The 23,619-nt window shown below is 65.4% G+C and carries 26 protein-coding genes; 18 read left to right on the top strand and 8 right to left on the bottom strand.

The window, feature by feature from the left end; genetic code table 11:
• The 4 genes from AO684_RS09675 to AO684_RS09660 all read left to right on the top strand — a co-directional run.
• The coding region (locus AO684_RS09675; protein ID WP_235451254.1) for an RNA methyltransferase at positions 1-590 on the top strand (590 nt) is incomplete at its 5' end.
• 61 nt (positions 591-651) lie between these two features.
• Positions 652-1,806, top strand: a complete 1,155-nt coding sequence (gene ctaA / locus AO684_RS09670) for a heme A synthase (protein ID WP_054302537.1) — start codon at positions 652-654, stop codon at positions 1,804-1,806.
• A complete protein-coding gene (locus tag AO684_RS09665; RefSeq protein WP_054302536.1) occupies positions 1,806-3,275 on the top strand; it encodes a carboxypeptidase M32 in 1,470 nt (489 codons plus the stop codon). The genes ctaA and AO684_RS09665 overlap by 1 nt, the downstream gene beginning before the upstream one ends.
• A gap of 1 nt (position 3,276) precedes the next feature.
• A complete protein-coding gene (locus AO684_RS09660; protein ID WP_054302535.1) occupies positions 3,277-4,458 on the top strand; it encodes an MFS transporter in 1,182 nt (393 codons plus the stop codon).
• Positions 4,459-4,609: 151 nt separating this feature from the next.
• On the opposite strand, the gene AO684_RS09655 is transcribed toward AO684_RS09660, so the two are convergent.
• Complete coding sequence (locus AO684_RS09655; protein WP_054302534.1) at positions 4,610-5,644, bottom strand: dipeptidase; 1,035 nt, start codon at positions 5,642-5,644, stop codon at positions 4,610-4,612.
• A gap of 155 nt (positions 5,645-5,799) precedes the next feature.
• Here AO684_RS09655 and AO684_RS09650 point away from each other — a divergent pair, with 155 nt between their 5' ends.
• From AO684_RS09650 to AO684_RS09630, 5 genes are read left to right on the top strand one after another with little or no spacing between them, the layout of a single operon-like run.
• Positions 5,800-7,398, top strand: a complete 1,599-nt coding sequence (locus AO684_RS09650; protein ID WP_054302533.1) for an ABC transporter substrate-binding protein — start codon at positions 5,800-5,802, stop codon at positions 7,396-7,398.
• A 43-nt stretch (positions 7,399-7,441) separates the two neighbouring features.
• Positions 7,442-8,494 carry an ABC transporter permease gene (locus AO684_RS09645; RefSeq protein ID WP_082400862.1) on the top strand — a complete coding sequence of 351 codons (1,053 nt, stop codon included), beginning with the start codon at positions 7,442-7,444 and terminating at the stop codon, positions 8,492-8,494.
• Between the two features lie 4 nt (positions 8,495-8,498).
• Positions 8,499-9,404, top strand: a complete 906-nt coding sequence (gene nikC / locus AO684_RS09640; protein ID WP_054302532.1) for a nickel transporter permease — start codon at positions 8,499-8,501, stop codon at positions 9,402-9,404.
• Positions 9,401-10,237: an ABC transporter ATP-binding protein gene (locus AO684_RS09635; RefSeq protein WP_054302531.1), complete on the top strand. Its 837-nt coding sequence runs from the start codon at positions 9,401-9,403 to the stop codon at positions 10,235-10,237. Before nikC ends, AO684_RS09635 begins: the two co-directional genes overlap by 4 nt.
• A gap of 1 nt (position 10,238) precedes the next feature.
• A complete protein-coding gene (locus AO684_RS09630) occupies positions 10,239-10,988 on the top strand; it encodes an ABC transporter ATP-binding protein (protein WP_054302530.1) in 750 nt (249 codons plus the stop codon).
• Positions 10,989-11,012: 24 nt separating this feature from the next.
• Here the strand turns inward: AO684_RS09630 and AO684_RS09625 are convergent, their stop codons facing one another.
• Complete coding sequence (locus AO684_RS09625) at positions 11,013-11,705, bottom strand: glutathione S-transferase N-terminal domain-containing protein (RefSeq protein ID WP_054302529.1); 693 nt, start codon at positions 11,703-11,705, stop codon at positions 11,013-11,015.
• Between the two features lie 163 nt (positions 11,706-11,868).
• Between AO684_RS09625 and mscL the strand changes: the two genes are divergently transcribed.
• Complete coding sequence (gene mscL, locus AO684_RS09620) at positions 11,869-12,294, top strand: large conductance mechanosensitive channel protein MscL (protein WP_054302528.1); 426 nt, start codon at positions 11,869-11,871, stop codon at positions 12,292-12,294.
• A 73-nt stretch (positions 12,295-12,367) separates the two neighbouring features.
• On the opposite strand, the gene ald is transcribed toward mscL, so the two are convergent.
• Positions 12,368-13,486, bottom strand: a complete 1,119-nt coding sequence (ald, locus tag AO684_RS09615) for an alanine dehydrogenase (protein ID WP_054302527.1) — start codon at positions 13,484-13,486, stop codon at positions 12,368-12,370.
• 170 nt (positions 13,487-13,656) lie between these two features.
• Here ald and AO684_RS09610 point away from each other — a divergent pair, with 170 nt between their 5' ends.
• From AO684_RS09610 to AO684_RS09600, 3 genes are read left to right on the top strand one after another with little or no spacing between them, the layout of a single operon-like run.
• Positions 13,657-14,115, top strand: coding sequence for an Lrp/AsnC family transcriptional regulator (locus AO684_RS09610; protein WP_054302526.1), 459 nt, complete (start codon positions 13,657-13,659; stop codon positions 14,113-14,115).
• Positions 14,116-14,164: 49 nt separating this feature from the next.
• Positions 14,165-14,998 (top strand): helix-turn-helix domain-containing protein, encoded by an 834-nt coding sequence (locus AO684_RS09605; protein WP_054302525.1) that lies wholly within the window; start codon positions 14,165-14,167, stop codon positions 14,996-14,998.
• A complete protein-coding gene (locus tag AO684_RS09600; protein ID WP_054302524.1) occupies positions 14,995-15,645 on the top strand; it encodes an aquaporin in 651 nt (216 codons plus the stop codon). The genes AO684_RS09605 and AO684_RS09600 overlap by 4 nt, the downstream gene beginning before the upstream one ends.
• A 70-nt stretch (positions 15,646-15,715) precedes the next feature.
• Here AO684_RS09600 and rpsU read toward each other — a convergent pair whose 3' ends face one another.
• Positions 15,716-15,922 (bottom strand): 30S ribosomal protein S21, encoded by a 207-nt coding sequence (gene rpsU, locus AO684_RS21260; protein ID WP_082400860.1) that lies wholly within the window; start codon positions 15,920-15,922, stop codon positions 15,716-15,718.
• A gap of 106 nt (positions 15,923-16,028) precedes the next feature.
• Here rpsU and AO684_RS09590 point away from each other — a divergent pair, with 106 nt between their 5' ends.
• Complete coding sequence (locus tag AO684_RS09590; RefSeq protein ID WP_054302522.1) at positions 16,029-16,724, top strand: COQ9 family protein; 696 nt, start codon at positions 16,029-16,031, stop codon at positions 16,722-16,724.
• The gene (locus AO684_RS09585; RefSeq protein ID WP_054302521.1) at positions 16,721-17,716 is read left to right on the top strand and encodes an NAD(P)H-quinone oxidoreductase; all 996 of its coding nucleotides are present in this window, start codon (positions 16,721-16,723) and stop codon (positions 17,714-17,716) included. The genes AO684_RS09590 and AO684_RS09585 overlap by 4 nt, the downstream gene beginning before the upstream one ends.
• Before the next feature lie 60 nt (positions 17,717-17,776).
• On the opposite strand, the gene pheT is transcribed toward AO684_RS09585, so the two are convergent.
• Positions 17,777-20,194, bottom strand: coding sequence for a phenylalanine--tRNA ligase subunit beta (gene pheT, locus AO684_RS09580; protein ID WP_054302520.1), 2,418 nt, complete (start codon positions 20,192-20,194; stop codon positions 17,777-17,779).
• A 155-nt stretch (positions 20,195-20,349) separates the two neighbouring features.
• Between pheT and AO684_RS22495 the strand changes: the two genes are divergently transcribed.
• Positions 20,350-20,481, top strand: a complete 132-nt coding sequence (locus tag AO684_RS22495; RefSeq protein WP_255349797.1) for a hypothetical protein — start codon at positions 20,350-20,352, stop codon at positions 20,479-20,481.
• A 7-nt stretch (positions 20,482-20,488) separates the two neighbouring features.
• Here AO684_RS22495 and AO684_RS09575 read toward each other — a convergent pair whose 3' ends face one another.
• The 3 genes from AO684_RS09575 to mobA are packed head-to-tail and all read right to left on the bottom strand — an operon-like array spanning position 20,489 to position 22,472.
• Positions 20,489-21,070, bottom strand: coding sequence for a GNAT family N-acetyltransferase (locus AO684_RS09575; protein ID WP_054302519.1), 582 nt, complete (start codon positions 21,068-21,070; stop codon positions 20,489-20,491).
• Complete coding sequence (locus tag AO684_RS09570) at positions 21,067-21,903, bottom strand: hypothetical protein (protein ID WP_054302518.1); 837 nt, start codon at positions 21,901-21,903, stop codon at positions 21,067-21,069. The genes AO684_RS09575 and AO684_RS09570 overlap by 4 nt, the downstream gene beginning before the upstream one ends.
• The gene (gene mobA, locus AO684_RS09565; protein ID WP_054302517.1) at positions 21,891-22,472 is read right to left on the bottom strand and encodes a molybdenum cofactor guanylyltransferase MobA; all 582 of its coding nucleotides are present in this window, start codon (positions 22,470-22,472) and stop codon (positions 21,891-21,893) included. The genes AO684_RS09570 and mobA overlap by 13 nt, the downstream gene beginning before the upstream one ends.
• A 91-nt stretch (positions 22,473-22,563) precedes the next feature.
• Here mobA and AO684_RS09560 point away from each other — a divergent pair, with 91 nt between their 5' ends.
• Complete coding sequence (locus AO684_RS09560) at positions 22,564-23,268, top strand: AzlC family ABC transporter permease (protein ID WP_054302516.1); 705 nt, start codon at positions 22,564-22,566, stop codon at positions 23,266-23,268.
• Positions 23,265-23,618, top strand: coding sequence for an AzlD domain-containing protein (locus AO684_RS09555; RefSeq protein WP_054302515.1), 354 nt, complete (start codon positions 23,265-23,267; stop codon positions 23,616-23,618). The genes AO684_RS09560 and AO684_RS09555 overlap by 4 nt, the downstream gene beginning before the upstream one ends.
• Position 23,619: the final 1 nt, after the last annotated feature.

The raw sequence follows: 23,619 nt of genomic DNA, 5'->3' as shown, positions 1-23,619 counted from the left end.
ACCTGCCCGCCGCAATCGCCGATTGCGATTTCGTCTTTGCCACCACGGCGCGCGGGCGCGAGTTGACGAAGCCCGTGATGACCCCGGAACGCGCGATGGAATATGCCCGCGCGCTCAGCGCTGAGGGCAAGCGTGTCGGCATCCTGTTTGGCCCCGAACGCGCCGGGCTGGAAAACGAGGATGTCGTTTTGGCCAATGCCATCGTCACCGTGCCGGTGAACCCCGATTTTCCCTCGCTCAACCTCGGGCAATGCGTGCTGCTGATGGGTTATGAATGGGCGCGGCAGACGCAGGAGACCGCGCCCGAGGTGATGAATTTCGCGCGCACGGAATTTGCAGGCCAGCAAGAGATCGAGGCGCTGGCCAATCACTTCGAGGACCGGCTGGAGGCGGCGGGCTTCTTCTTCCCGGCGGCCAAGGCGCCGGGGATGAAAGTCTCGCTGCGCAACCTGTGGTCGCGGCTGCCGCTGACCTCGGCCGAGGTGCGCACCTTCCACGGCATGCTGCGCCAGATCGCCTTCAAGCTTGGGCAAAGCAAGTATGACCCCGGCGCCACAGGCAGGGATGACGACGGCAACGGCGGGGATTGAGCGGGTCTTGCCGATCCCCCGGCTCGGGCCTAGTCTCCGCCGCAAGTGAAGGAGGCCCGGCATGGCGCAGAAACGCAGCATTTTCGAGGAGGTCGGCAGCGACACAAGGGCCGCCCCGGCGCCGCAACCCGGTCTCATCGACCGGGGCCATGGCGGTGCGCGCGGTGCGATCCGCCTGTGGCTTGTGCTGATCTTCCTGATGGTCGCAGCAATGATCATCGTCGGCGGGCTGACCCGGCTGACCGATTCCGGCCTGTCGATCACCGAATGGAAGCCGATCCATGGCGCCATCCCGCCGCTGAGCGATGCCGACTGGGCCGAGGAATTTGCCAAGTATCAGCAAAGCCCGGAATACAAGCTTCAGAACAGCGGGATGGACCTTGCGGCGTTCAAGACGATCTTCTGGTGGGAATGGGGTCACCGGCAGCTTGGCCGGGTGATCGGCCTTGTCTGGGCGCTGGGCTTCGTGGGCTTTCTGGCGGCGCGCAAGATCCCGGCGGGCTGGACAGGCCGCTTGCTGGGCCTTGGCGCGCTGGGCGGGCTGCAAGGTGCGATCGGCTGGTGGATGGTGTCCTCCGGTCTGCAGGGCGAGATGGTCGACGTGGCCTCTTACCGGCTGGCGACGCATCTGGGCATCGCCTTTGTCATCCTTGGCCTGATTGCCTGGTATGTGCTGCTGCTGGGCCGGACCGAGGCGCAGTTGCTGCAAGCCCGGCGCGGGCGCGAGGCGCGTCTGTTTGGCCTGTCGACCGGGTTGATGCATTTCGCCTTCCTGCAAATCCTGCTGGGCGCATTGGTCGCGGGCATCGACGCGGGCCGCGCTTTCCCGACCTGGCCCGACATGAATGGCCAGTTCTTCCCCGCTGACGCCTTCTACGTACCGGGGCGTCCGCTTTGGGCGGCGTTCTTTGAAAATCCGGGTCTGGTGCAGTTCAATCACCGCATGGCGGGGTATCTGCTGTTCGCGTTCGGGATTGTCGCCTACCTCAAGGGCCGCAAATCCGCCTTTGGCGCCACGCGCACGGCTTTTCTTGCGGTGCTCTGCGTGATGGTCCTGCAAGTCACGCTGGGCATCGTCACTGCCCTGACCGCCGCGCATCTGCATGTGGCGATCACTCATCAGATCGGTGCGATCCTCCTGTGGGTGCTGATCATTCGCGCCCGCTATTTCAGCCAATACCCGGTGGCCGGGTCGATCCGTAAAGGAACCCAGTGATGAGTGCATATGACGATCTGATGGCCTTCCAGCGCGAGACCGAGGCGCTGGGCCAGATTGCCGGGCGTCTGGGCTGGGATCAGGAAACCATGATGCCGCGCGGCGCCGCGGAGCAGCGTGGCGAGGAAATGTCGGCCATCGAAGGCGTGCTGCACGCCCGTCGTACCGATCCGCGCATCGCCGAATGGCTGGAAGATGCCCGCCCCGCCGATCCGGTGGCCGCCGCACAACTGCGGCTGATCCGCCGCAGCCATGAACGTGCAACGAAGATCCCGGCGGCGCTGGCGCAGCGGCTGGCGCGGGTGACATCGACCGCGCAGGGCATCTGGGCGGAGGCACGCGCCGCCGACAAGGTGGCCGATTTCCTGCCGACGCTGGCCGAAGTCATCGCGCTGAAACGCGAGGAGGCAGCGGCGCTGGCAGGCGACGGCGATCTTTATGACGCGCTGATGGACGATTACGAACCCGGCGCCACGGCGGCGGTGATCGGCGGCATGTTCGACCGCATGCGCCCGCGTCTGGTGCGGCTGCGCGAGGCGGTGCTGGCCGCCGCCCCGGTGCCGAAACTGGATCATCACTTCGGCGAACAGGCGCAACTGCGCTTTGCCCGCGATCTGGCCACGACCTTCGGCTATGATTTCACCCGCGGGCGGCTGGATCTGGCGGTGCATCCGTTCAGCTCGGGCTCCGGCAATGATGCGCGGATCACCACGCGGGTGGTGGAGACGGACCCGTTCAACTGCTTCTATTCCACCATCCACGAGGTCGGCCACGCCTGTTATGAACTGGGCATCGATCAGGATTACCTGCTGACGCCGCTGGGCAATGGCGTGTCGATGGGCGTCCATGAAAGCCAGAGCCGGATCTACGAAAACCAGATCGGCCGCAGCCCCGCCTTCACCGGCTGGATGTTCCGGCAGATGCTGGACCGTTTCGGCGATTTCGGGGTCAGCGGTCCCGAGGAGTTCGCCCGTATCGTGAACCGTGTGCAGCCGGGCTTCATCCGCACCGAAGCGGATGAGGTGCATTACAACCTGCATGTGATGATGCGCTTCGATCTGGAACGCGCGCTGATCCGGGGGGATCTGGCAGTCGGGGATCTGGAAGCCGCCTGGAATGACCGCTTCGCCGCCGATTTCGGCGTGGCGGTGGGCCTGCCGTCGCACGGGCTCTTGCAGGATGTGCACTGGTCCTGCGGGCTGTTCGGCTATTTCCCGACCTATACGCTGGGCAATGTCTATGCCGGTTGCCTGCATCTGGCGCTGCGCGAGGCGGTGCCGGGGCTGGACGACCAGCTTGCGCGTGGCGATACCTCGGCCGCGACCGGCTGGCTGCGCGAGAATGTGCAGCGCCACGGCGGGCTTTACGAGCCGCGTGAGGTGATCACGCTGGCCTGTGGCGAGGCGCCTTCGGAAGAGCCGCTGCTCGATTACCTCGACGCGAAGTTTGGTGCGCTTTACGGGCTCTGACATGCGCGGTGAAGGGGCAGCGGTCTGGGGGCTGGCGCTTGGCCAGACCCTGACTTATGCGGGCCTCTACTACGGCTTTGCCGCCCTGCTGCCAGACCTGCTGGCCGCAACGGGCTGGAGCAAGCAAATGCTCGCCGCCGGGCCAACGTTCGCCTTTCTGGTGACGGCGGCGCTGACCCCGTTCACCGGGCGGCTGGTGGACCGGGGGCTGGGCGGTGAAATGCTGATCCTGCTGCCGATCCTGGGCGCGCTGGGACTGGCCGGTGCCGGGTTCGCAGGTACGCCCTCCTTGTGGCTTGTCGGATGGGCGGTGGTCGGGTTCGCGCAGGCAGGCAGCCTTTACGATACCTGCTTTGCCTTCATCACACGCCGTCTTGGCGAAAGCGCCCGCATCGCCATCACCCGCGTCACGCTGGTCGCGGGCTTCGCATCGACACTCGCCTTTCCGCTGGGGCACTGGCTGGGGGCAGAGTTCGGCGGACGGGGCGGGCTGGCGGCGCTGGCGCTGGTGGTCGCAGTCGGGGCGACCCCGGTGAACCTCTGGGCGGTGCGGCGGCTCCGGCGGCTGGAGCGCGCGGGAACCCCGCGCCGCGGTGCCGCTGACCCCGGCCTGCTGACTGCGGCGCTACGCCGCCCGCTGTTCTGGCTGATCTCTGCTTTGTTCGGCGTGAGCATGCTGAGCCACAGCATGCTGATCACCTATGCGCTGGTGATCTTTGCGGATCGTGGCGCATCCGCAACGATGGCGGTTCTGGCCGCGAGCTGCATCGGGCCAAGTCAGGTGGCGGGGCGGCTGATCCTGATGCTGAACGAGGCGCGGGTTGGCAACCGCATGGCGACGCTTGCCTCGCTCGGGGCGATGGCGCTGGCCTCCGCTGCACTCTGGCTGGCCGGTGCCGCGCCTGGCCTGATCTTCGCCTTTGCCCTGCTGCAAGGGGCCGGGATCGGGCTGACCTCAATCCTTCGGCCTGTGCTGCTGATGGAAAAGCTGGGGCGGGCGGGCTTTGGCGCGATCTCCGGCGCGGCGGCGGTCGCGCCCATTCTTGCGATCGCGGCAGCGCCTTCTGTCGGCGCGGCGCTGCTGGGCCTCGGTGGCGTGCCCGCCCTGCTGGGCACCGGCACCGCGCTCGCGCTGGGGGCGCTTTGTCTCGGCGCATTCATCACGCGACAGCCGTTGCAATGAGTATTTGGGCAAGAAGCAAACCAAGGCCACAGGCGGGGCGGTGAACGGCGCGCCACGACTGCGCCGCGCCTGAGGGCCGTTCTCCGTCCCCTTGCCGCGGTCTGCTCTTGCTTCTTGTCCAAATACTCGAAAGCCGACCGCGCAGCCTGGCTCAGCCGATGGTGCGGCGCAGCAGGTCCATCCAGTTGCCCCAGCACAGCCGCGCGATCAAGGCTTCACCATAGCCCGCGCATTCCATCGCGGTGGTCAGCAGCGGCAGATCGGCCGCCGATCCCATCCAGCCGGGGATGGTGGTACCGTCGAAGTCCGATCCGAGCGCCACGCCGCCTTCGCCCAGCAGGGCGATGAGGTGGTCAAGGTGGCGGATCATCTGTTCGACAGGCATGTCGGGGTTCTTCACCCCATCCTCCCGCAGGAAGCCCACGCCAAAATTCAGCCCGCAAAGCCCGCCGGTTTCGGCCATGGCGTCCAGCTGGCGGTCGGTCAGGTTACGGGTGGCGGTGCAGAGCGCATGGGCGGCGGAATGGGTGGAGACAAGTGGTTTGGTGCTGATCTTCGCGACATCCCAGAACCCGGCCTCGTTCAGATGCGCGAGGTCCAGCAGCACGCCCAGCCGGTCACATTCGGCGACCAGCCGCTTACCCGCATCCGTCAGGCCGGGGCCGGTATCGGGCGAGGCGGGGAAGTTGAAGGGCACGCCGTGGCCGAAGATATTGTCGCGGCTCCAGACCGGGCCGAGGCTGCGCAACCCGGCGGCGTGCAGGACATGCAATTCGTCCAGCCCGGCGCCGATGCCTTCACAGCCCTCGACGTGCAGGATGGCGGCGATGGCGCCCTCGGCGCGTGCGGTTTCGATCTCGGCCACGCTGCGGCAGAGGCGGAAGCTCTCGGGGTGGTTTGCCGCCATCCGGATCAGGATGGCGGCCTGTTCCAGCGTCACGCGATGGGCCTTGGCGGTATCGACCGGGGGGAAGGCGCGCAGGGTGGCGGCCGGGTTCGGGGCGTCCTGCGGCTCGCCGGGCACCCAGATCGCGAAGAACCCCCCTGCAAAGCCGCCCGCGCGGCAGGCGTCCAGCGAGATGTCGCCTTTGCGCCCGGTGAAGAAGCTTTCGCCCGTGCTGTCACCTTCAAACCAGAGGCGCGACAACAGATCGTTGTGGCCATCGAAAATGGCGAAACGGGTCATGGGTTGCTCCTTTTTCCGGCGTGTTGCGGGGCCGATCTGCCCATGTTTCAGGGCTGTTGACAAGCCCGGTGCAAAATTGCCCAATCGGTCAGGATTTCCCGGCAAGGGCCGCCGGAATCGCCACGATAATCACAACAAGAACCAGGGAGTTCACCATGACGTTTGACCTGACTGCGCGTCGCTTCGGGCTGGCTGCCGCCGCCGCGCTGATGCTGGGTGCGGCGCCTGCCGCGCTTCTGGCCGCGACGCCGCCTGATGCGCTGGTGATCGCGGATGCGATTGACGATATCGTGTCGCTGGACCCGCAGGAGGCCTACGAATTCTCTGGTCTCGATGTGGTGAACAACATCTATGACGGTCTGGTGGAGCTGGACCCGTCGCAGCCCACCGGGCCGCAGCCGGGTCTGGCCGAAAGCTGGGAGGTCAGCGAGGACGGCCTGACCTTCACCTTCAAGATGAAGTCGGGCATCACCTTCAGCAGCGGCAATCCGGTGACGGCCGAGGATGCGGCCTTCTCGCTGCGCCGTGCGGTGAAGATCAACAAATCGCCCGCCTTCATCCTCAACCAGTTTGGCTGGACGGCCGAGAATGTGGACGAGATGGTGAAGGCCGAGGGGGATACCGTGGTGCTGAAGGTTGATCAGCCCTATGCGCCGACCTTCCTTTACAATTGCCTCACGGCCGGTGTGGCCTCTGTCGTCGATATGAAGACGGTGATGGAGCATGAGGTCAACGGTGACATGGGCAACGAATGGCTGAAGACCAATTCGGCTGGTACCGGCGCCTTCATCCTGAAAAGCTACAAACCGAACGAGGGTTACCTGCTGGAAGCGCGTCAGGGCCACTGGCGCGGCGATGCCAAGGTGAAATCGGTGTTCATGCGCCATGTGCCCGAGGCCGCGACGCAGCGTCTGCTGCTGGAGAAGGGCGATATCGACATCGCGCGCGAACTGACGCCGGTGGACATTGAAGGCATCGCCGGAAATGCCGATCTGAAGATCCAGAAGGATGTCGGCGGGCAGATCTTCTATCTGTCGTTCAACCAGAAGAACGAGAATTACAAGAACGAGAAGTTCCTCGATGCGATGCGCTGGGCCATCGACTATCAGGGGCTGGCCGACACCGTGCTGAAGGGCAACATGGTGGTGCATCAGGCCTTCCTGCCGAAGGGCTATCTGGGCGCGCTGGAAGACACGCCCTACAGCCTTGACGTGGAAAAGGCGAAGGCGCTGCTGGCCGAAAGCGGCGTGCAGAACCCCAAGGTGGTGATGGATGTGCGCAACGCCGCTGACCGGATGGAAATGGCGCAGTCGATCCAGAACACTTTCGGTCAGGCCGGGATCGAGGTGGAGCTGAACATCGGCGAGGGCGCGGAACAGCTCAAGCGTTATCGCGCGCGCCAGCATGATGCCACGCTGCAAAGCTGGGGGCCGGATTACCCGGACCCGCAGACCAATGCCGGGTCGTTCGCCTGGAACCCCGACAATGCCGACGAGGCGAAGGTCGGCACGCTGGCCTGGCGCAACGCCTATGATCCCGGCAAGCTGAACGACATGACCTCGGCCGCGGTGATGGAGCGGGACGGCGACAAGCGGAAGGCGATGTATGAGGAGGAGCAGAAGCTGCACCGCGAAACCTCGCCCTTCATCGTGATGTTCCAGATCGGCTACAACTCGGCCATGCGCAGCAATGTCAGCGGCTTCTATACCGGCGGCGCCATCGACTCGGCCGCCTACTGGCTTGTGACCAAGTAAGAGGATGGCCCCCGGCCGCCATGGCCGGGGGCTGCCTTGACCGATGACCGTATCGCTTTCCTCCTCCCGCTGGATGGCCCGCCTGCGCGGCCTTGGCGGCGCGGCCTTTTCACTGGCCGTCACGCTGCTCGGGCTTTTGTTCGTCACCTTCATCATCAGCCGTGTCGTGCCCATTGACCCGGTGATCGCCATTGTCGGCGAACGCGCCTCGGAGGCGCAGATCGAAACCGCGCGCGTGGCGCTGGGGCTGGACAAGCCCCTGTGGCAGCAATTCTTCATTTTCGTCGGAAATGCGTTGCAAGGTGACCTTGGCACCTCGATCCGCACCGGCGAGCCGGTGATTCAGGCTGTGACGCGTGCCTTTCCGGCGACGCTGGAACTGGCAACGCTGGCCACCATTCTGGGCGTCATCGCGGGCGTTCCGGCAGGTGTGCTGGCGGCGACTCGGCCGGGCAGTCTGGCCGACCATTTCGTGCGGCTGGTCGGGCTGATGGGCTATTCCATGCCGGTGTTCTGGCTGGGGCTGATCGGGCTTTTGCTGTTCTACGGCGTGCTGGGCTGGGTCGGCGGGCCGGGGCGGCTGGATGCGGCCTTCGACATGTTCTACGAATTCGAGGTGACGCCCTATACCGGCATGATCCTGATCGACACTGCGCTGGCGGGACGATGGGACATGTTCGTCAACGCGATCTCCCACATCATCCTGCCCGCCGGTCTGCTGGGCTATGTCTCCATGGCCTATATCAGCCGGATGACCCGCAGCTTCATGATGAATGAACTGGGGCAGGAGTACATCACCACCGCCCGCGTGAAGGGCATGCCGGAATGGCGGGTGATCTGGGTCCATGCCATGCGCAACGTGATGGTGCCGCTGATCACCGTCATCGCGCTGAGCTATGCCTATCTGCTGGAAGGTTCGGTGCTGACCGAGACGATCTTCGCCTGGCCCGGCCTTGGCAGTTACATCACCGACGCGCTGCTGGTGAATGACATGCCTGCCGTGCTGGGCGGCACGGTTGTCGTGGGCGTGGCCTTCGTGGTGCTGAACCTTGTGTCTGACCTGCTGTACCGGCTGGTCGATCCGCGTGCGAGGTAAGGCGATGAGCACATTGACAGAATGGCTGCGCGACCCGAACCCGACCTCGCGGCGGCAGGCGAAGCTCGGCCAGTTGTGGCTGGGCTGGCTGCGTCTGAAACGCAACCCGCTGGCCATGGCGGGGCTGGTGATCATCGGGCTTCTGCTGGTGATCGCCGCTTTCGCGCCGGTGCTGGCGACGCATGACCCGATCGCACAGAACCTGCAAAACCGTCTGCAACCGCCGCTGACGCCGGGGCACTGGCTGGGCACCGACGACTTCGGCCGCGATATCTGGAGCAGGATCGTCTATGGCTCGCGTATCACGCTTTACATCATCGCGCTGGTGGCGGTGACGGCGCCCTTGATCGGGCTGATGGTCGGCACGGTTGCGGGTTATTTCGGCGGCTGGGTCGATGCTGTTCTGATGCGGCTGACCGACATCTTTCTGGCCTTCCCGCGGCTCATCCTCGCGCTGGCGCTGGTCGCGGTGCTGGGGCCGGGGATCGAAAATGCGGTGCTGGCCATCGCGCTGACCGCATGGCCGCCCTATGCCCGCGTCGCGCGGGCCGAAACGCTGACCGTGCGCAATTCCGACTATATCGCCGCCGTGCGCCTGCAAGGGGCGGGCGCGGGGCGGATCATCTGGGGCCACATCGTACCGATGTGCCTGCCTTCGGTCATCATCCGGGTGACACTGGACATGGCCGGGGTGATCCTGATTGCCGCCGGTCTGGGCTTCCTTGGCCTTGGCGCACAACCGCCTCTGTCGGAATGGGGTCTGATGATCAGCGCGGGCCGCAAATACCTGTTCGAGCAATGGTGGGTCGCCACCATGCCTGGCCTTGCCATCTTCATCGTCAGCCTTGGCTTCAACCTGCTGGGCGATGGTTTGCGCGACGTGCTGGACCCGAGGAGTGCCGCGAAATGACGCTGCTGTCGGTAAAGAACCTGCGCGTGACCTTCGATACCGAAACCGGGCGGGTAGAGGCCGTGCGCGGTGTCTCGTTCAGCCTCGGGCGGGAACGGCTGGGCATCGTGGGCGAAAGCGGCTCGGGCAAGACGATGACGGGGCGGTCGGTTCTGCGGCTGATCCGGCCTCCGGGGCAGATCGAGGCGGACGAGATGCGCTTTGACGGGCAGGATCTGATGCGCCTCACGGAACGCGAGATGCGAGCCCTGCGCGGCCCCCGCATCGCCATGGTGATGCAGGACCCGAAATACAGCCTCAACCCGGTGATGCGGGTGGGCGATCAGTTGATGGAGGGGTTGCGCAAACGCGACCGTCTTGGCCGTGCCGAGGCGCGCGCCAAGGCTATCGCCGCGCTGGAGGCGGTGCAGATCCGCGACCCGGAACGGGTGATGGAGGCTTATCCGCATGAACTGTCCGGCGGGATGGGCCAGCGGGTGATGATTGCCATGATGCTGATCCCGAACCCCGACCTGCTGATCGCGGATGAGCCGACCAGCGCACTGGATGTGACGGTGCAGGCCGAGGTTCTGAAAATCCTTGACGATCTGGTGCGCAGCCGGGGCATGGGGCTGATCTTCATCAGCCACGATCTGCGGCTGGTGGCGCGGTTCTGCGACCGCGTACTGGTGATGTACAAGGGGCGCGTGGTCGAGGAACTGGCCGCCGCCGACCTTCTGCATGCAAAGCATCCCTATACACAGGGCCTGCTGAACTGCCTGCCGCGCATTGGCGGCGACCGGGGGCCGTTGCCCGGGCTTGACCGCGATGCCGCTTGGGCGAAAGAGGTCTGAGATGAGCCTGATCGAGATTGATGACCTTTCTGTCACCTTCACCGCACAGGGCCGCGAGGTGCGCGCGGTGCAGGGCGTCAGCTTGCGCGTCGATGCGCGCGAAAGTTTCGGGCTGGTCGGCGAAAGCGGCTCGGGCAAATCCACCATCCTGCGGGCGATCTGCGGCCTTGCGCCGGTGTCGGGCGGCAGCATCCGCATCGGTGGCGAGGTGCTGCGCCACGACCGCGCCTTTGCCCGCCGGGTGCAGATGGTGTTCCAGGACCCTTATGCAAGTCTGCACCCCCGGCACACGCTGGATCGAACACTGTCGGAGCCGCTGGCGATTCATGGCATAGGCGGCGCGGATCAGCGGGTGATGCGGGCGCTGGAGGATGTGGGCCTGCCGTCCAGCTTTCGCTTCCGCTATCCGCATCAGCTCTCAGGTGGGCAGCGCCAGCGCGTTGCCATCGCCCGCGCGCTGATGCTGGAACCGGAAATCCTGCTGCTGGACGAGCCGACCTCTGCGCTGGATGCCAGTGTGCAGGCCGAGGTGCTGAACCTGCTGGCGCGGCTGCGGGCGGAAAGGGGGCTGACTTTCCTGATGGTCAGCCATGACCTCGCGGTGATCGACCATATGTGCGACCGGGTGCTGGTGATGCAGCACGGCCGTGCAGTGGAGGAGCTGACGCGCGCAGAACTGGCCGGGGCGCGGATGCAGACCGATTACGCCCGCAGCCTGTTCGAGGCCAGCGCCGACCGGCTGATGGGGTAGGGGGCCGATGGCCCCCTTTCCGGTTCAGCCTCGGGCGGGGATTTTCATGCCGCGCTGCACGGCCGGGCGGGCAAGAAAACGCTCCAGATAGGCGGGCACGTTCTTCAAATCGTCCCAGCCGGCAATTCCGGCAGCCTTGTAGAAGTTCAGCAGCGTATTGAGCCAGGGACAGATCGCAATATCGGCGATCGAGAATTCGCCCGCGACCCACTCGCGTCCTTCCAGCGCGCCATCCAGCACCTTCAGCAGCCGTGCCGCCTCGGCGCGGTAGCGTTCCTTCGGGCGGGGATCGTCAATCTCTTTCCCGGCAAAATGGTGAAAGAAGCCAAGCTGGCCAAACATCGGCCCAAGCCCGCCCATCTGGAACATCAGCCATTGCAGCACCTCATAGCGGCGGTCCTGCGGCAGCAGCTTGCCCGATTTCTCGGCCAGATAGATCAGGATGGCGCCGCTTTCGAACAGCGGCAGCGGCGTGCCGCCGGGGCCGTTCGGATCAAGGATCGCCGGGATCTTGTTGTTGGGGCTGAGGCTCAGGAATTCCGGGGTGAACTGGTCGTTGGTGCCGAAATCAACCAGATGCGCCTCGTAATCGAGTCCCATTTCCTCCAGCGCGATGGAGACCTTGACCCCGTTCGGGGTGGTCAGGGAGTAAAGCTGGATTGCCTCGGGGCGGGTGGCGGGCCAGCGGCGTGTAATCGGGAAAGCGGCGAGCGTCATATGGGCAGCCTTTCTGTTGCGCTGTGACAGAGTTAGGCCCATTTTCCCCATCACAAAAGGTACAGGGCTGTGCGATACTGCGGTCACGTCTGTGCGGGCAGACGCCGGGGACATGGCGCCATGTGAAGTGCCAGCCGGTCAGGTCACAAGAAGGGACTGGGTAATGTTGAATGAATTCAAGGCGTTCATCGCAAAAGGCAATGTGGTGGACCTTGCGGTCGGTATCATCATCGGCGCAGCTTTCACGGCCATCGTGAATTCGCTGGTGGCCGATCTGATCAACCCGATCATCGGGATGGTGACGGGCGGGATCGACTTCTCGAACCTGTTCATCAATCTGGGCGATGGTGAATATACCTCGCTGGCCGCCGCGAAAGAGGCTGGCGCGCCTGTCTTCGCTTATGGTTCGTTCATCACTGCGGTAATCAATTTCCTGATCATCGCCTGGGTCGTCTTCCTGCTGGTGAAGGCGGTGAACCGTCTGAAAGAGGCGACTGTCCGCAAGGAAGAGGCGGCCGCTGCCGCGGCGCCCGCTGGCCCGACCGAGCTTGAGGTGCTGCTGGAAATCCGCGACGCGCTGAAGAAGTGATTGCGTGAAATTCAAAAGCCCCCCGCATTGGCGGGGGGCTTTTTCGTGTTCGGATGTCGGTTCTGTGCAAGGGTCAGAGTGCCAGCGCCTCTGCCGCGCCGATGGTCGGCAGGCCGAGTGCCGCGCCAACGGCGGCATAAGTGAGCTTGCCCTTGTGGGTATTGAGGCCCGCCAGCAGATGCCTGTCCTCGGCGCAGGCCTGTTTCCAGCCCTTGTCGGCCAGGGCCAGCATGAAGGGCATGGTGGCATTCCCCAGTGCTTGGGTCGAGGTGCGCGCGACCGCGCCGGGCATATTGGCCACGCAGTAGTGCATGATGCCGTCGACCTCGTAAATCGGGTCCTGGTGCGTGGTGGCGTGGCTGGTTTCGAAACAACCGCCCTGGTCGATGGCTACGTCCACCAGCGCCGCGCCGGGCTTCAGTTCAGCCAGTTGCGCGCGGGAAATCAGCTTGGGCGCCGCCGCACCGGGGATCAGAACCGCGCCGATGATCAGGTCGGCCTCACGGGCAAGAGCGATGGTGTTGCCCGCGCTGGCATAGGCATTCTTGAACTCGCGCCCGAACACATCGTCCAGATAGCGCAGGCGGTTCACCGAACGGTCGATCACCGTCACATCAGCGCCCATTCCGGCGGCGATCCTGGCGGCATGGGTGCCGACGACTCCGCCGCCGATGACCAGCACCTTGCCCGGCAGCACACCCGGCACGCCGCCCAGCAAAACGCCGCGCCCGCCATTGGCCTTTTGCAGGGTCCAGGCGCCGACCTGCGGTGCGAGCCGCCCGGCGACCTCTGACATCGGCGCCAGCAGCGGCAGCCCGCCGCGATCATCCGTCACGGTTTCGTAGGCGATGGCCGTCACGCCGCTGTCCAGCAGGTCCTTTGTCTGTGCCGGATCGGGGGCCAGGTGCAGATAGGTGAACAGCACCTGCCCCTCGCGCAGGCGCTTGCGTTCGATGGCCTGCGGCTCTTTCACCTTCACGATCATCTCGGCCTGCGCGAAGATTTCCTCCGCCGTGCCCAGAATGGTGGCACCCGCCGCCATATAGTCAGAATCAGAAAAGCCGGCCCCCGCGCCGGCATTCGTTTCGATCATCACGCTATGGCCGTGATTTACCGCCTCTTTTACCGCGTCGGGAGTCATCCCGACGCGGAACTCCTGCGGTTTGATTTCTTTCGGGCATCCGATCTTCATGTGTCACACTCCCTGAGCGCCGCCTTTTCCGGGGCATCCCCCGCGCGGCCTGTGCCAATCAGCCTGCCGCAGAATCGGCACAAGAAATTTGTTTTCAGGCTGTATCTTGCTGATGGCTGTGCAAGAATATGGATTAAAACCCACCAACAACCGAAGAAATCTTCGAAACCATGGAACTTGACGCAACAGACCGCCGCATTCTTGCTGCATTGCAGAAAGATGGCCGTATCACCAATGCAGAGCTTTCGGAACAGGTTCATCTGTCCGCATCGGCCTGCCACCGCCGGGTGCAACGGCTGGAGGAGGAGGGGTTCATCGCAGGCTATGTCGCCCTGCTGGACCCGCGCCGCCTCGGTCGTCCGACGACGGTGTTCGTGGAAATTACCCTGCAAGGGCAGGCGGATGAGTTGCTGGATGCGTTTGAACGCCAGGTGGCGCGCATCCCCGACATTCTGGAATGCCACCTGATGGCGGGCAGCGCCGATTACCTGCTGAAGATCGTGGCCGAGGACACCGAGGATTTCGCCCGCATCCACCGCCAGTACCTCAGCCGGTTGCCGGGCGTGGCGCAGATGCAAAGTTCCTTCGCGTTGCGAACGGTGGTCAAGACCACGGCCTATTCGGTCTGATCGCGAAACCGGCTTGCGATGGTGGTTATATTTCGATATTTCGGGAATCATGGATATATTAGCCGCGCAAACCGCTTTTCAGGCCCTGGGACAGATCTCGCGGATCGAGGTCTTTCGTCTTCTGGTTCAGGCTGGCCCCGAGGGGCTGGCGGCGGGCGACATCGCCCGTCAGCTTGACCTGCGCCAGAATACGCTGTCTTCGCAACTGGCGCAGTTGCAGGCGGCGGGTCTGATCGTGCCCGCGCGCGACGGCAGATCCATCCGCTACAGTGCCAATATGACCAGCCTGCGTGCGCTTGTGGGCTGGCTGCTGGAGGATTGCTGCGGCGGCGATGCAACCCTTTGTGCGCCGGTGCTGGACAGCATCGTATGCGCCTGCGAAAGGCCCGCCATGTCGCGCAGCTTCAACGTGCTGTTTCTTTGCACCGGAAATTCCGCCCGCTCCATTCTGGGTGAAGGCATCCTGAACCATGTGGGGGCGGGCCGGTTCCGCGCCTATTCCGCAGGGTCTAGGCCGGGCGGTGCCCCCAATCCCTTCGCGCTGGATCTGCTGCGGCGAGAAGGCATCGACACCGGCTTTGCCCGTTCCAAAAGCTGGGACGAATTCGCCGGGCCGGAGGCACCGAAGATGGATTTCGTCTTTACCGTCTGTGACAGCGCGGCGGCAGAGGAATGTCCGTTCTGGCCGGGCCAGCCGATGACGGCGCATTGGGGGCTGCCTGACCCTGCGGCGGTGGAAGGCTCGGATGCACAAAAGGCGCTGGCCTTCGCGGAAACCTACAGGGCGCTGAGCCGCCGGATCGCCGCGTTCACCGCGCTGCCGCTGGACAGTCTGGACCGGATGTCGCTGCAAAGCCGCCTCAAGCAGATCGGCAACGAATGACCGCCCGGCAGCTTGTGGCCGAGGCGCTGGGCACCGCGCTGCTGGTGGCGGTTGTCGTGGGATCGGGCATCATGGCCAGCCGGTTGACCGAAGATACGGCGCTGGCGCTTCTGGCCAATGCACTGGCGACGGGGGCGGGGCTTTATGTGCTGATCACCGTCTTCGCGCCGGTTTCGGGGGCCGAGTTCAACCCGGCCGTCACGCTGCTCGGGTTGATGCAGGGGCGGCACCGTCCCTTTGCGGCGCTATTGCGCATCATCGCGCAGGTCGGTGGCGGGGCCGCAGGCACGATTTTGACCCATGCCATGTTCGGCCTTGCGCTGGTGCAGGCCGGGGCCACAGTGCGCAGTGGCGGGCCGCAATGGCTGGCCGAGGGAGTGGCGACTTTCGGGCTGGTGCTGGCAATCCTGGGCGCGGGCACGCGCGCGGCCCCGGTGGTGGCGTGCTACATCACCGCCGCCTACTGGTTTACCGCCTCGACCTCTTTCGCCAATCCGGCGGTGACGATTGCCCGCGCCCTGACCGACAGTTTCGCAGGCATCCGCGCCGTGGATGCACCGGGCTTCATTCTGGCGCAGCTTGTCGGGGCAGGGGGCGCGGCGCTTCTTGGGCCATGGCTGTTTCGCCCCGTTCCCGCCACAAAATGAAAAACCCCCGGCCTGGGCGCGGGGGTTCCTCGAAAGGCGGGTTACCCCGCCCAGAGTTCAGACACGTCTCTCAGAGAGCGCCTTCACGTTGAGCCTTCTTGCGCGCGAGCTTGCGCGCACGGCGGATCGCTTCGGCTTGCTCACGGGCTTTCTTGACCGACGGCTTCTCGAAATGCTGCTTGAGCTTCATTTCGCGGAACACGCCTTCGCGCTGGAGCTTTTTCTTCAGGGCGCGGAGCGCCTGTTCGACGTTGTTGTCACGAACGCTGACCTGCATGTGGTTGTCACCACCTTCCTAAGCTAGAGTTGCACTGATGTGCAGGCCCGCGGGCCATAGCAAAAGCCGCGGGACTTGTCTACCTTCCGACGGGAAAGGAGCCGCCATGACCGAGGAAAACCCGCTGAATGCCGCCCGCGAGGCGGTGATCGGGGCCGCACTGGCCCATGTGCCCTTTGATGGCTGGTCTGAAACCACGCTGAAGGCCGCGCTGGCCGATTCGGGGGTGGAACCCGCGCTGGGGGCTGCGCTGTTCCCCCGCGGGGCGCTGGATCTGGCGCTGGCCTATCACCGGCAGGGCGATACCCGCATGATGGAGGCGCTGGCCGCGACGGACCTTGACGTCCTGCGCATTCGTGACCGCATTGCCAGCGCCGTGATGACCCGGCTCGATCTGGTCGAGGACAAGGAGCTTGTCCGCCGGGGCAGCACCTTCTTTGCCCTCCCGCAGAACACGGCCGAAGGCGCGCGGGCGATCTGGGGCACGGCGGATGCGATCTGGACGGCGCTCGGCGATACCTCGGATGACGTGAACTGGTATTCCAAGCGCGCCACGCTGTCGGCGGTTTATTCCGCCACCGTGCTGTATTGGCTCGGCGATGACAGTCCGGGGCACGAGGCCACGCGCGATTTTCTTGACCGCCGCATCGGCGATGTCATGCAGTTCGAGAAGATGAAGGCGGCGGTGCGCTCTAACCCCTTGGGCAAGGCGTTGCTGGCCGGGCCGATGAAACTGATGGAGCAGATCAGGGCGCCGCGCGCGCCTGCGGATTTGCCGGGAAGCTTGAAGGACAGGACATGACGCTACCGCCCCCCCATGTGATGACGGCGATCGAGATTTCCGAACCCGGCGGGCCGGAGGTTCTGCGGCCGGTCGAGGTGACGGTGCCGGTGCCGGGCCATGGCGAAATTCTGATCCGGGTGGCCTACGCCGGGGTGAACCGCCCTGACGCGCTGCAACGCGCCGGGCTTTATGCGCCGCCGCCGACGGCCTCGCCCCTGCCGGGGCTGGAGGCTTCGGGTTGGGTTGCCGCCGTTGGTCCCGGCGTGACGAAATGGCAGGAAGGCGACCGCGTAACCGCGCTGCTGCCCGGGGGCGGTTACGCCGAATATGCCGTGACGCCGGAAGATCATGCCCTGCCAGTGCCCGAGGGCATCGGGTTGAAAGAGGCCGCCTGCCTGCCCGAGACCTGCTATACCGTCTGGTCCAACGTCATGCTGCGTGGCGGCCTGCGCGCGGGCGAGCGGTTTCTGGTCCATGGCGGGGCCTCCGGCATCGGTACGACGGCGATCCAGATGGCCCGTGCTCTGGGCGCCCGTGTTTTCGCCACTGCCGGTAGCCCCGAGAAATGCGCGGCCTGCGAGGCTTTGGGGGCCGAGAAAGCGGTGAACTATCACGAAGAGGATTTCGTGAAGGTGATGAAGGCCGAGGGCGGCGCGCATGTCATCCTCGACATGGTGGGCGGCGATTACATCCAGCGCAACGTCAAGGCGCTGGCAGACGAGGGGCGGCTGGTGCAGATCGCCTTCCTCAAGGGATCGAAAGCCGAGTTGAACTTTGCTGAGGTGATGATGCGGCGGCTGACGATCACGGGGTCAACCCTGCGACCGCAAAGCGATCTGGCCAAGGCGCGCTATGCCCGTCACCTTGCGAAACACGTCTGGCCCATGGTGGAACGCGGCACGCTGCGCCCGGTGATTGACAGCGAATTTGCGCTGGTGGATGCCGCCAATGCGCATCACCGGATCGAAAGCTCCGGCCATATCGGGAAGATCGTGCTCAAGGTCGCGTAAGGGCAACCAGATACGCAAAAGGGGCGCCGCGGGCGCCCCTTTTTGTTGGGTTTTTGCAGCTTACTTGCGCAGCGTGCCGCCGGTCGCCTTGGCGACCTTCTCGACGATCTTCGCGGAAACCGCCTCGATGTCCTTGTCGGTCAGCGTGGCGTCCTGCGGTTGCAGGCGCACGGTGATGGCCAAAGATTTCTTGCCCGCGCCCATCTGCGCCTCGGCCTTTTCGCCAGTGAACTGGTCGAAGACGCGGACGCTTTCGATGAGCGCCTTATCCGAACCTGCGGCGGCATTGACCAGCGTCAGCGCCTCTACGCCCGCATCCACCACGAAGGCGAAATCGCGTTCCACGGCCTGAAGATCCGAAATCGCCAGTGCCGGGCGGGTCGGCGTCTTGACCTTGGGCTGCGGCACATTGGCGACCTGCACGGTGAAAGTCACGGCCGGGCCTTTCACGTCAAAGGCTTGCAGGATGCGCGGATGCACCTCGCCGAACGTGCACAGCACATTCGGCCCCAGCCCGATCACGCCCGACCGGCCGGGATGGAACCAGCCCGGCACCTTGCGGCTGATCTGCACCTTGGCCGGCGCACCGATGGCCGCCAGCACCGCCTCTGCATCGGCCTTGGCGTCGAACACATCGACCGGGCGGCGCGAGCCGTAGGGATCGCGCGGCGCCGAAGACCCGATCAGGAGGCCGGTTGCCACCGTCGCCTGTTCGCCGGGTTCACCACCCGAAAACACCGGGCCAACCTCAAACAGCGCCAGATCCATGAAGCCACGCGCCTGGTTGCGGGCAGCGGCGCGCAGAAGGCCGGGCAGCAGGTCAGGCCGCAGATGCGTCATTTCCGACGAGATCGGGTTGTCCACCTTCACCGCATCGGTCCCGCCGCCAAAGGCCGCCGCCGCCGTCTGGTCGATGAAGCTGTAGGTCACACATTCATTATACCCAAGCGCCGCGATGGTGCGCCGGGCGGCCTTTTCGCGGGTTTGCAGCGGGGTCAGGATCGGTTTTGGCACACCGGGCAGGGCGCGGGCCATCGGCTTGCCCACCAGTTTCGACAGCGAGGCAACGCGCGCCACTTCTTCCACCAGATCGGCTTCGCCCTGCACATCGGGACGCCACGAAGGCGGGGCGGCCTGATCGCCGGTGAGGGTGAAGCCCAAAGCCGCCAGCGTGCTGCGCTGATCGGCTTCGGGGATTTCCATGCCCACGAGCCGTTCGACGCGTTTCGCATCGAAGCGATAGCTGCGCGCGGTATCCGGCACGGCGCCATCGACCACGATCTCCGACGCCTCTCCGCCGCAAAGATCAAGGATCATCTGCGTCGCCAGCTCCAGCCCCGGAAGGGTGAAGGCCGGGTCCGCGCCGCGTTCGAACCGATAGCGCGCGTCGGAGTTGACCTTCAGCGCGCGGCCGGTGGTGGCAATGGTGATCGGGTCCCAATAGGCCGATTCGAGGAACACATCGGTTGTGTCATCGGTGCAGCCCGACAACTCCCCTCCCATGATGCCGGCAAGGCTTTCGGGTTGGGCATCGTCGGAAATCAGCATCATGCCGGGTTTCAGAGTATAAGTCTTGCCGTCCAGCGCCAGCAGTTCCTCACCGCCCGCCGCCGGATGTATGCGCAGATCGCCCTTCACCTTGGCCACGTCAAAAACGTGCAGCGGGCGGTTCAGCCCGAAGGTGAAATAGTTGGTAATGTCAACCAGCGCCGAGATCGGCCGCAGCCCGATCGCCTTCAGCCGCGCCTGCATCCAGTCGGGCGAGGGGCCGTTCCTCACGCCGCGAATAGTGCGGCCCGCAAACAACGGGCAGCCCTTGGCTTTCAGGCTGTCGTCGATTTTTACACCGACGGGCGAGGCGAAGCTGCCCCTGATCGCCGGAATTTCCAGCGCCTTCAGCGTGCCAAGACCCCGCGCCGCCAGATCGCGGGCCAGACCGCGCACGCCCAGCCCGTCGGGGCGGTTCGGCGTGATCTTCACATAGATCATCGGGTCGTTGAGGCCCTTCCAGTCGATGAAGCGCACGCCCACCGGCGCATCCTCCGGCAGGTCGATGATGCCGTTGTGGTCGTCAGACAGTTCAAGTTCGCGTTCCGAGCACAGCATTCCGTTGCTGTCGACGCCACGGATATTGCCCGGCTTCAGGTCAACCCCGGTGCCTGGCACATGGGTTCCGGTCGGGGCGAACACGCCCACGAGACCAGTGCGCGCATTCGGCGCACCGCAGACCACCTGCACCTCCTCCATTGCGCCTTCCGGCCCGTTCGGCCAGGTGGCGACGCGGCAGACCCGCAGTCGGTCGGCATTGGGGTGCTGCACCGCCTCTATTACACGGCAAATGCGGAAGGCGCCCAGCTTCACCTCAGGATTCTCGACCTCCTCGACCTCGTGACCGAGATCGGTGAGAGCGGTCAGGATCTGATCCAGCGTCGCGCTGGTTTCAAGATGATCCTTCAGCCAGGACAGGGTGAATTTCATGGCACGCCTCTTGATTTTCGTGCCTTGGCCTTAGCGCATCGCGGCGCGAAGGGGAAGGGTGACGGGAGGCCGGTTTCTGCCGGGGAAACGGGCTGTCCACGTCGTGCATTGGGCTTGTTAATGATTGTGGTCGAAATGTGGTGTAAATGAGGCCTATGAGTGACTGGCTTGAAATCCCGCAGGATCGTCCGCAATCGCGCCCGCAGCGTCTGGCGGTGTTGATGGGGCTGACCATACTTCTGGTGCTGGTCTCGGGTCTGCGGGCAGGGGCGGTTCCGCTGCCCTGACCGGCTGTCAAAGCCGCCTTATCATGGTTTCGGCGCTTTCAAAGCCGAAGGCATGGCGCAGAAGGCCCAGCCGCATCACCTCGGTGCCCTCGAAACCGTGCCGGGCGTAAAGCGCGCGGGCGCGTGTGTTGGTATCCACGACCTCCAGCCGCACCTCGCCATAGCCGCGCTGGCGGGCAAGGTCGCATAGGGCCTCGACCAGCGCGCTGCCGATGCCGTGGCCGCGCGCGTCTTCCGCAACACAGATGCCGTCGACCAGGAAGCGGCGATTGTCGACCTCGTTACCAAGGGCGGCCAGCAAAGCGATGCGCCATGCGCCCCCGGCCATACCGAAGGTGGCGCGCAGGTCAGACCATTTGCCATCGGCAAAGCCGCCCTCCGGGGATTTGAAGCCGGCAAGGCCCAGCAGCCGTCCCTGACCCACCGCGCCGATGGCGTGATCGGCGCGGATGACCCGGTTCAGATAGGCCAGCGCCATCGGTTCCGGCCCCAGCACGCGACCCAGCTTGCCGCTGAACGCCTGCCAGTACAGCCGCGCGGCTTCGGTGCGGTGTTCGGGGGCAATGCCAAGGGTCAGACGCAGGCTCATGCCAGTCCGGCCCGGAGCAAGGGCTCCTGTCCCGCGCCGAGCACCCAGCCCTCTTCCGACCTGGCTTCCGGCGGGCATTCCAGCAGCGCAGGCAGGTGCCCGGCCCCGGCAAGGCGATAGAGCGCACGCGCCAGAAGCCGCACCTGCGCGCGGTCTTTCACCGCGTCGCCCTCAGCGCGCACTTCGGCATCCAGGAGCGAGGGATATACCTCGGCCAGCGTGATGCGCGCGGGCGGCTCGAACGGCCAGACGGCGGTCCCGGGGCGCCGGGCCAGACGGGCGACCACCGGCAGGCCGGTCAGCGATTGTGACCCGACCGAGCCGGTGGTGTACAGCTTCCAGACCGGCTGGGCGCGCCGGATTCGCTGTTCCACCCCGCGCCGTTCGGTCAGCCCGAGCGCGGCATAATCCACGATCTTTCGGCGGGGCAGGCCGGGCAGGTCGACCGTGACCGGGCATCCCCAGAACGGGCCGCCGCCGCCCAGACGACGATTGATTGCCGCCGCCAGTTCGAAGCGGTTGTTGGCATTGTCCGGCCCGTCCTGCACCGCGCGTTCCAGCCAGTCGTGCAGACTGCGCGCCGTGGCCTGCCCGGTCAGCCGGGCGGCGAAACCGGCGGGATAACCCATCGGAAAGTCGAACCCCACCAGCCACTCGCCGGTCGCTGTTTCCGCGATGATCCGCGCCTCGGCCTCGGCCCTTGTCCGGCAGTAGATCTGACGCTCGCCCGCAGCGGTGCACAGGCCGATCCAGATGGCATCGGCGCTGTCGCGCGCCGGGGTGGGGCGGCTGGCCGCCGACCAATCCACCACGGTGATGTTCAGCCCGCGCATCGGATCGCCTGTTCCGCCGCTGCAAGGTCGTCCTGGGTGTTCAGGTTGAAGAACGGATCGGGTGTGCCGCCGGGGAAGGGGGCGGCGACGGCGCCATGGGCCGCGCAGAAGTCCATCATCCGCGCCTTGCCCGCAGCCAGCCAGTCCCGCAGGGCGGCGCGCAGGGCCAGCGGCCACAGCGCGAAGGTCGGATGCGCGCGGCCACCACATGTGGCATAGGCCAGTCCGCCATCGGCGGCCATCCACAGGCGCGGCACCAGATCGCCGGGGAAGAACGGGGTATCCACCGCCACGCTGACAAGCGCATTCGCGCCTTCGCTGGCCTCCAGCGCCGCCAGAATGCCCGATAGCGGCCCTTGCGACACATCATCGGCGAGCACCGGCAGGCCGGTGAAGGCCAGCCGCGCCGGATCGCCATTGGCCGAAAGACAAAGCCTGTAAACTTGCGGTTCAAGGCGCGCGATGGCGTTCAGGATCAGAGGCTGGCCCGCCAGCGGCAGCAATGCCTTGTCAGCACCGCCCATGCGTCGCCCGCCGCCGCCTGCAAGGATAACCCCGTCGATGCGCATGACCTCCCCCGGGTTGCAGCCCGCCCCGCAAAGCCCTAAGCCTTCTGCACCGGCCGGTAAAGCCGGTTCCTCCGACATGCCGGATTGTCCCATGCCTTCTCCACTGCGCGCCGCTTTCCTGCGCGGCCTTGCCGCCTCCTTGCCTTTCGTGCTGGTCATCGGACCGTTCGGAACCCTGTTTGGCGTGGTCGCCACCGGGGCGGGGATGACGGTGCTTGAAACCATGGGGTTTTCGGTGGTGGTCATCGCCGGCGCCGCGCAGTTCGCGGCGGTGCAGCTGATGCAGGACGGCGCGCCGCTGGTGGTGGTGATCTTCACCGCTGCCGCCGTGAACCTGCGCATGGCGATGTATTCCGCCTCGCTGGCGCCGCATCTGGGGCTGGCGAAGCTGTGGCAGCGGGCACTGATTTCCTACCTTCTGGTGGATCAGAGCTATGTCGCTGCCATCACCGAGTTTACCCGCAACCCGGATCGCCCGGTGGCCGAGAAAGTGGCCTATTTCTTTGGCACGGTCAGCCTTGTCGTGCCGCTTTGGTATCTGTCCACCTGGGGTGGGGCAGCTTTTGGCAAGGCGATTCCGTCTGACCTCGCGCTGGATTTCGCCGTGCCCATCGCCTTTCTGGCGATGATCGCCCCGGTCCTGCGCACACCTGCGCATTATGCCGCCGCCCTTGTTTCGGTCGGGGGCACGCTGGCCCTGTGGTGGATGCCCTATTCCTCGGGGCTGCTGGTTGCCTCGGCGGCGGCGATGGTCGTCGGGGCGCTGGTTGAAACCCTGTGGGAGAAACGCGCATGAGCCCCGATCAACTGCCCGAGATCATCGCGGTCAAATGGAAGCTCTGGACCCTGATCGTCGCGCTGGGCGCGCTGACCTTCGCGCTGCGCTTTTCGTTCCTGGGGGTGATCGGGGCGCGGCCTCTGCCGCCGATGGTGCTGCGGCTGCTGCGCTATACGCCGATGGCGGTGATTCCGGGGCTGGTGGCGCCCGCCGTGCTGTGGCCCGCCGCAACGGGCGGCGAGACAGATCCGGTGCGGCTTGCCGCTGCGGTGATGACGGTGCTGGCCGGGGTGATCACCCGCAACACGCTGGCGTCGATCGGCGCAGGTGTTGCGGTGCTGTTCGGTTTGCCGCTGCTGCTGGGCTGAG

It is taken from the genome of Gemmobacter sp. LW-1, from assembly GCF_001303875.1.
Taxonomy (GTDB): domain Bacteria; phylum Pseudomonadota; class Alphaproteobacteria; order Rhodobacterales; family Rhodobacteraceae; genus Gemmobacter; species Gemmobacter caeni.
Note: the sequence above shows the minus strand (reverse complement) of the source record. Positions and strands in the feature narration are given on the sequence as shown.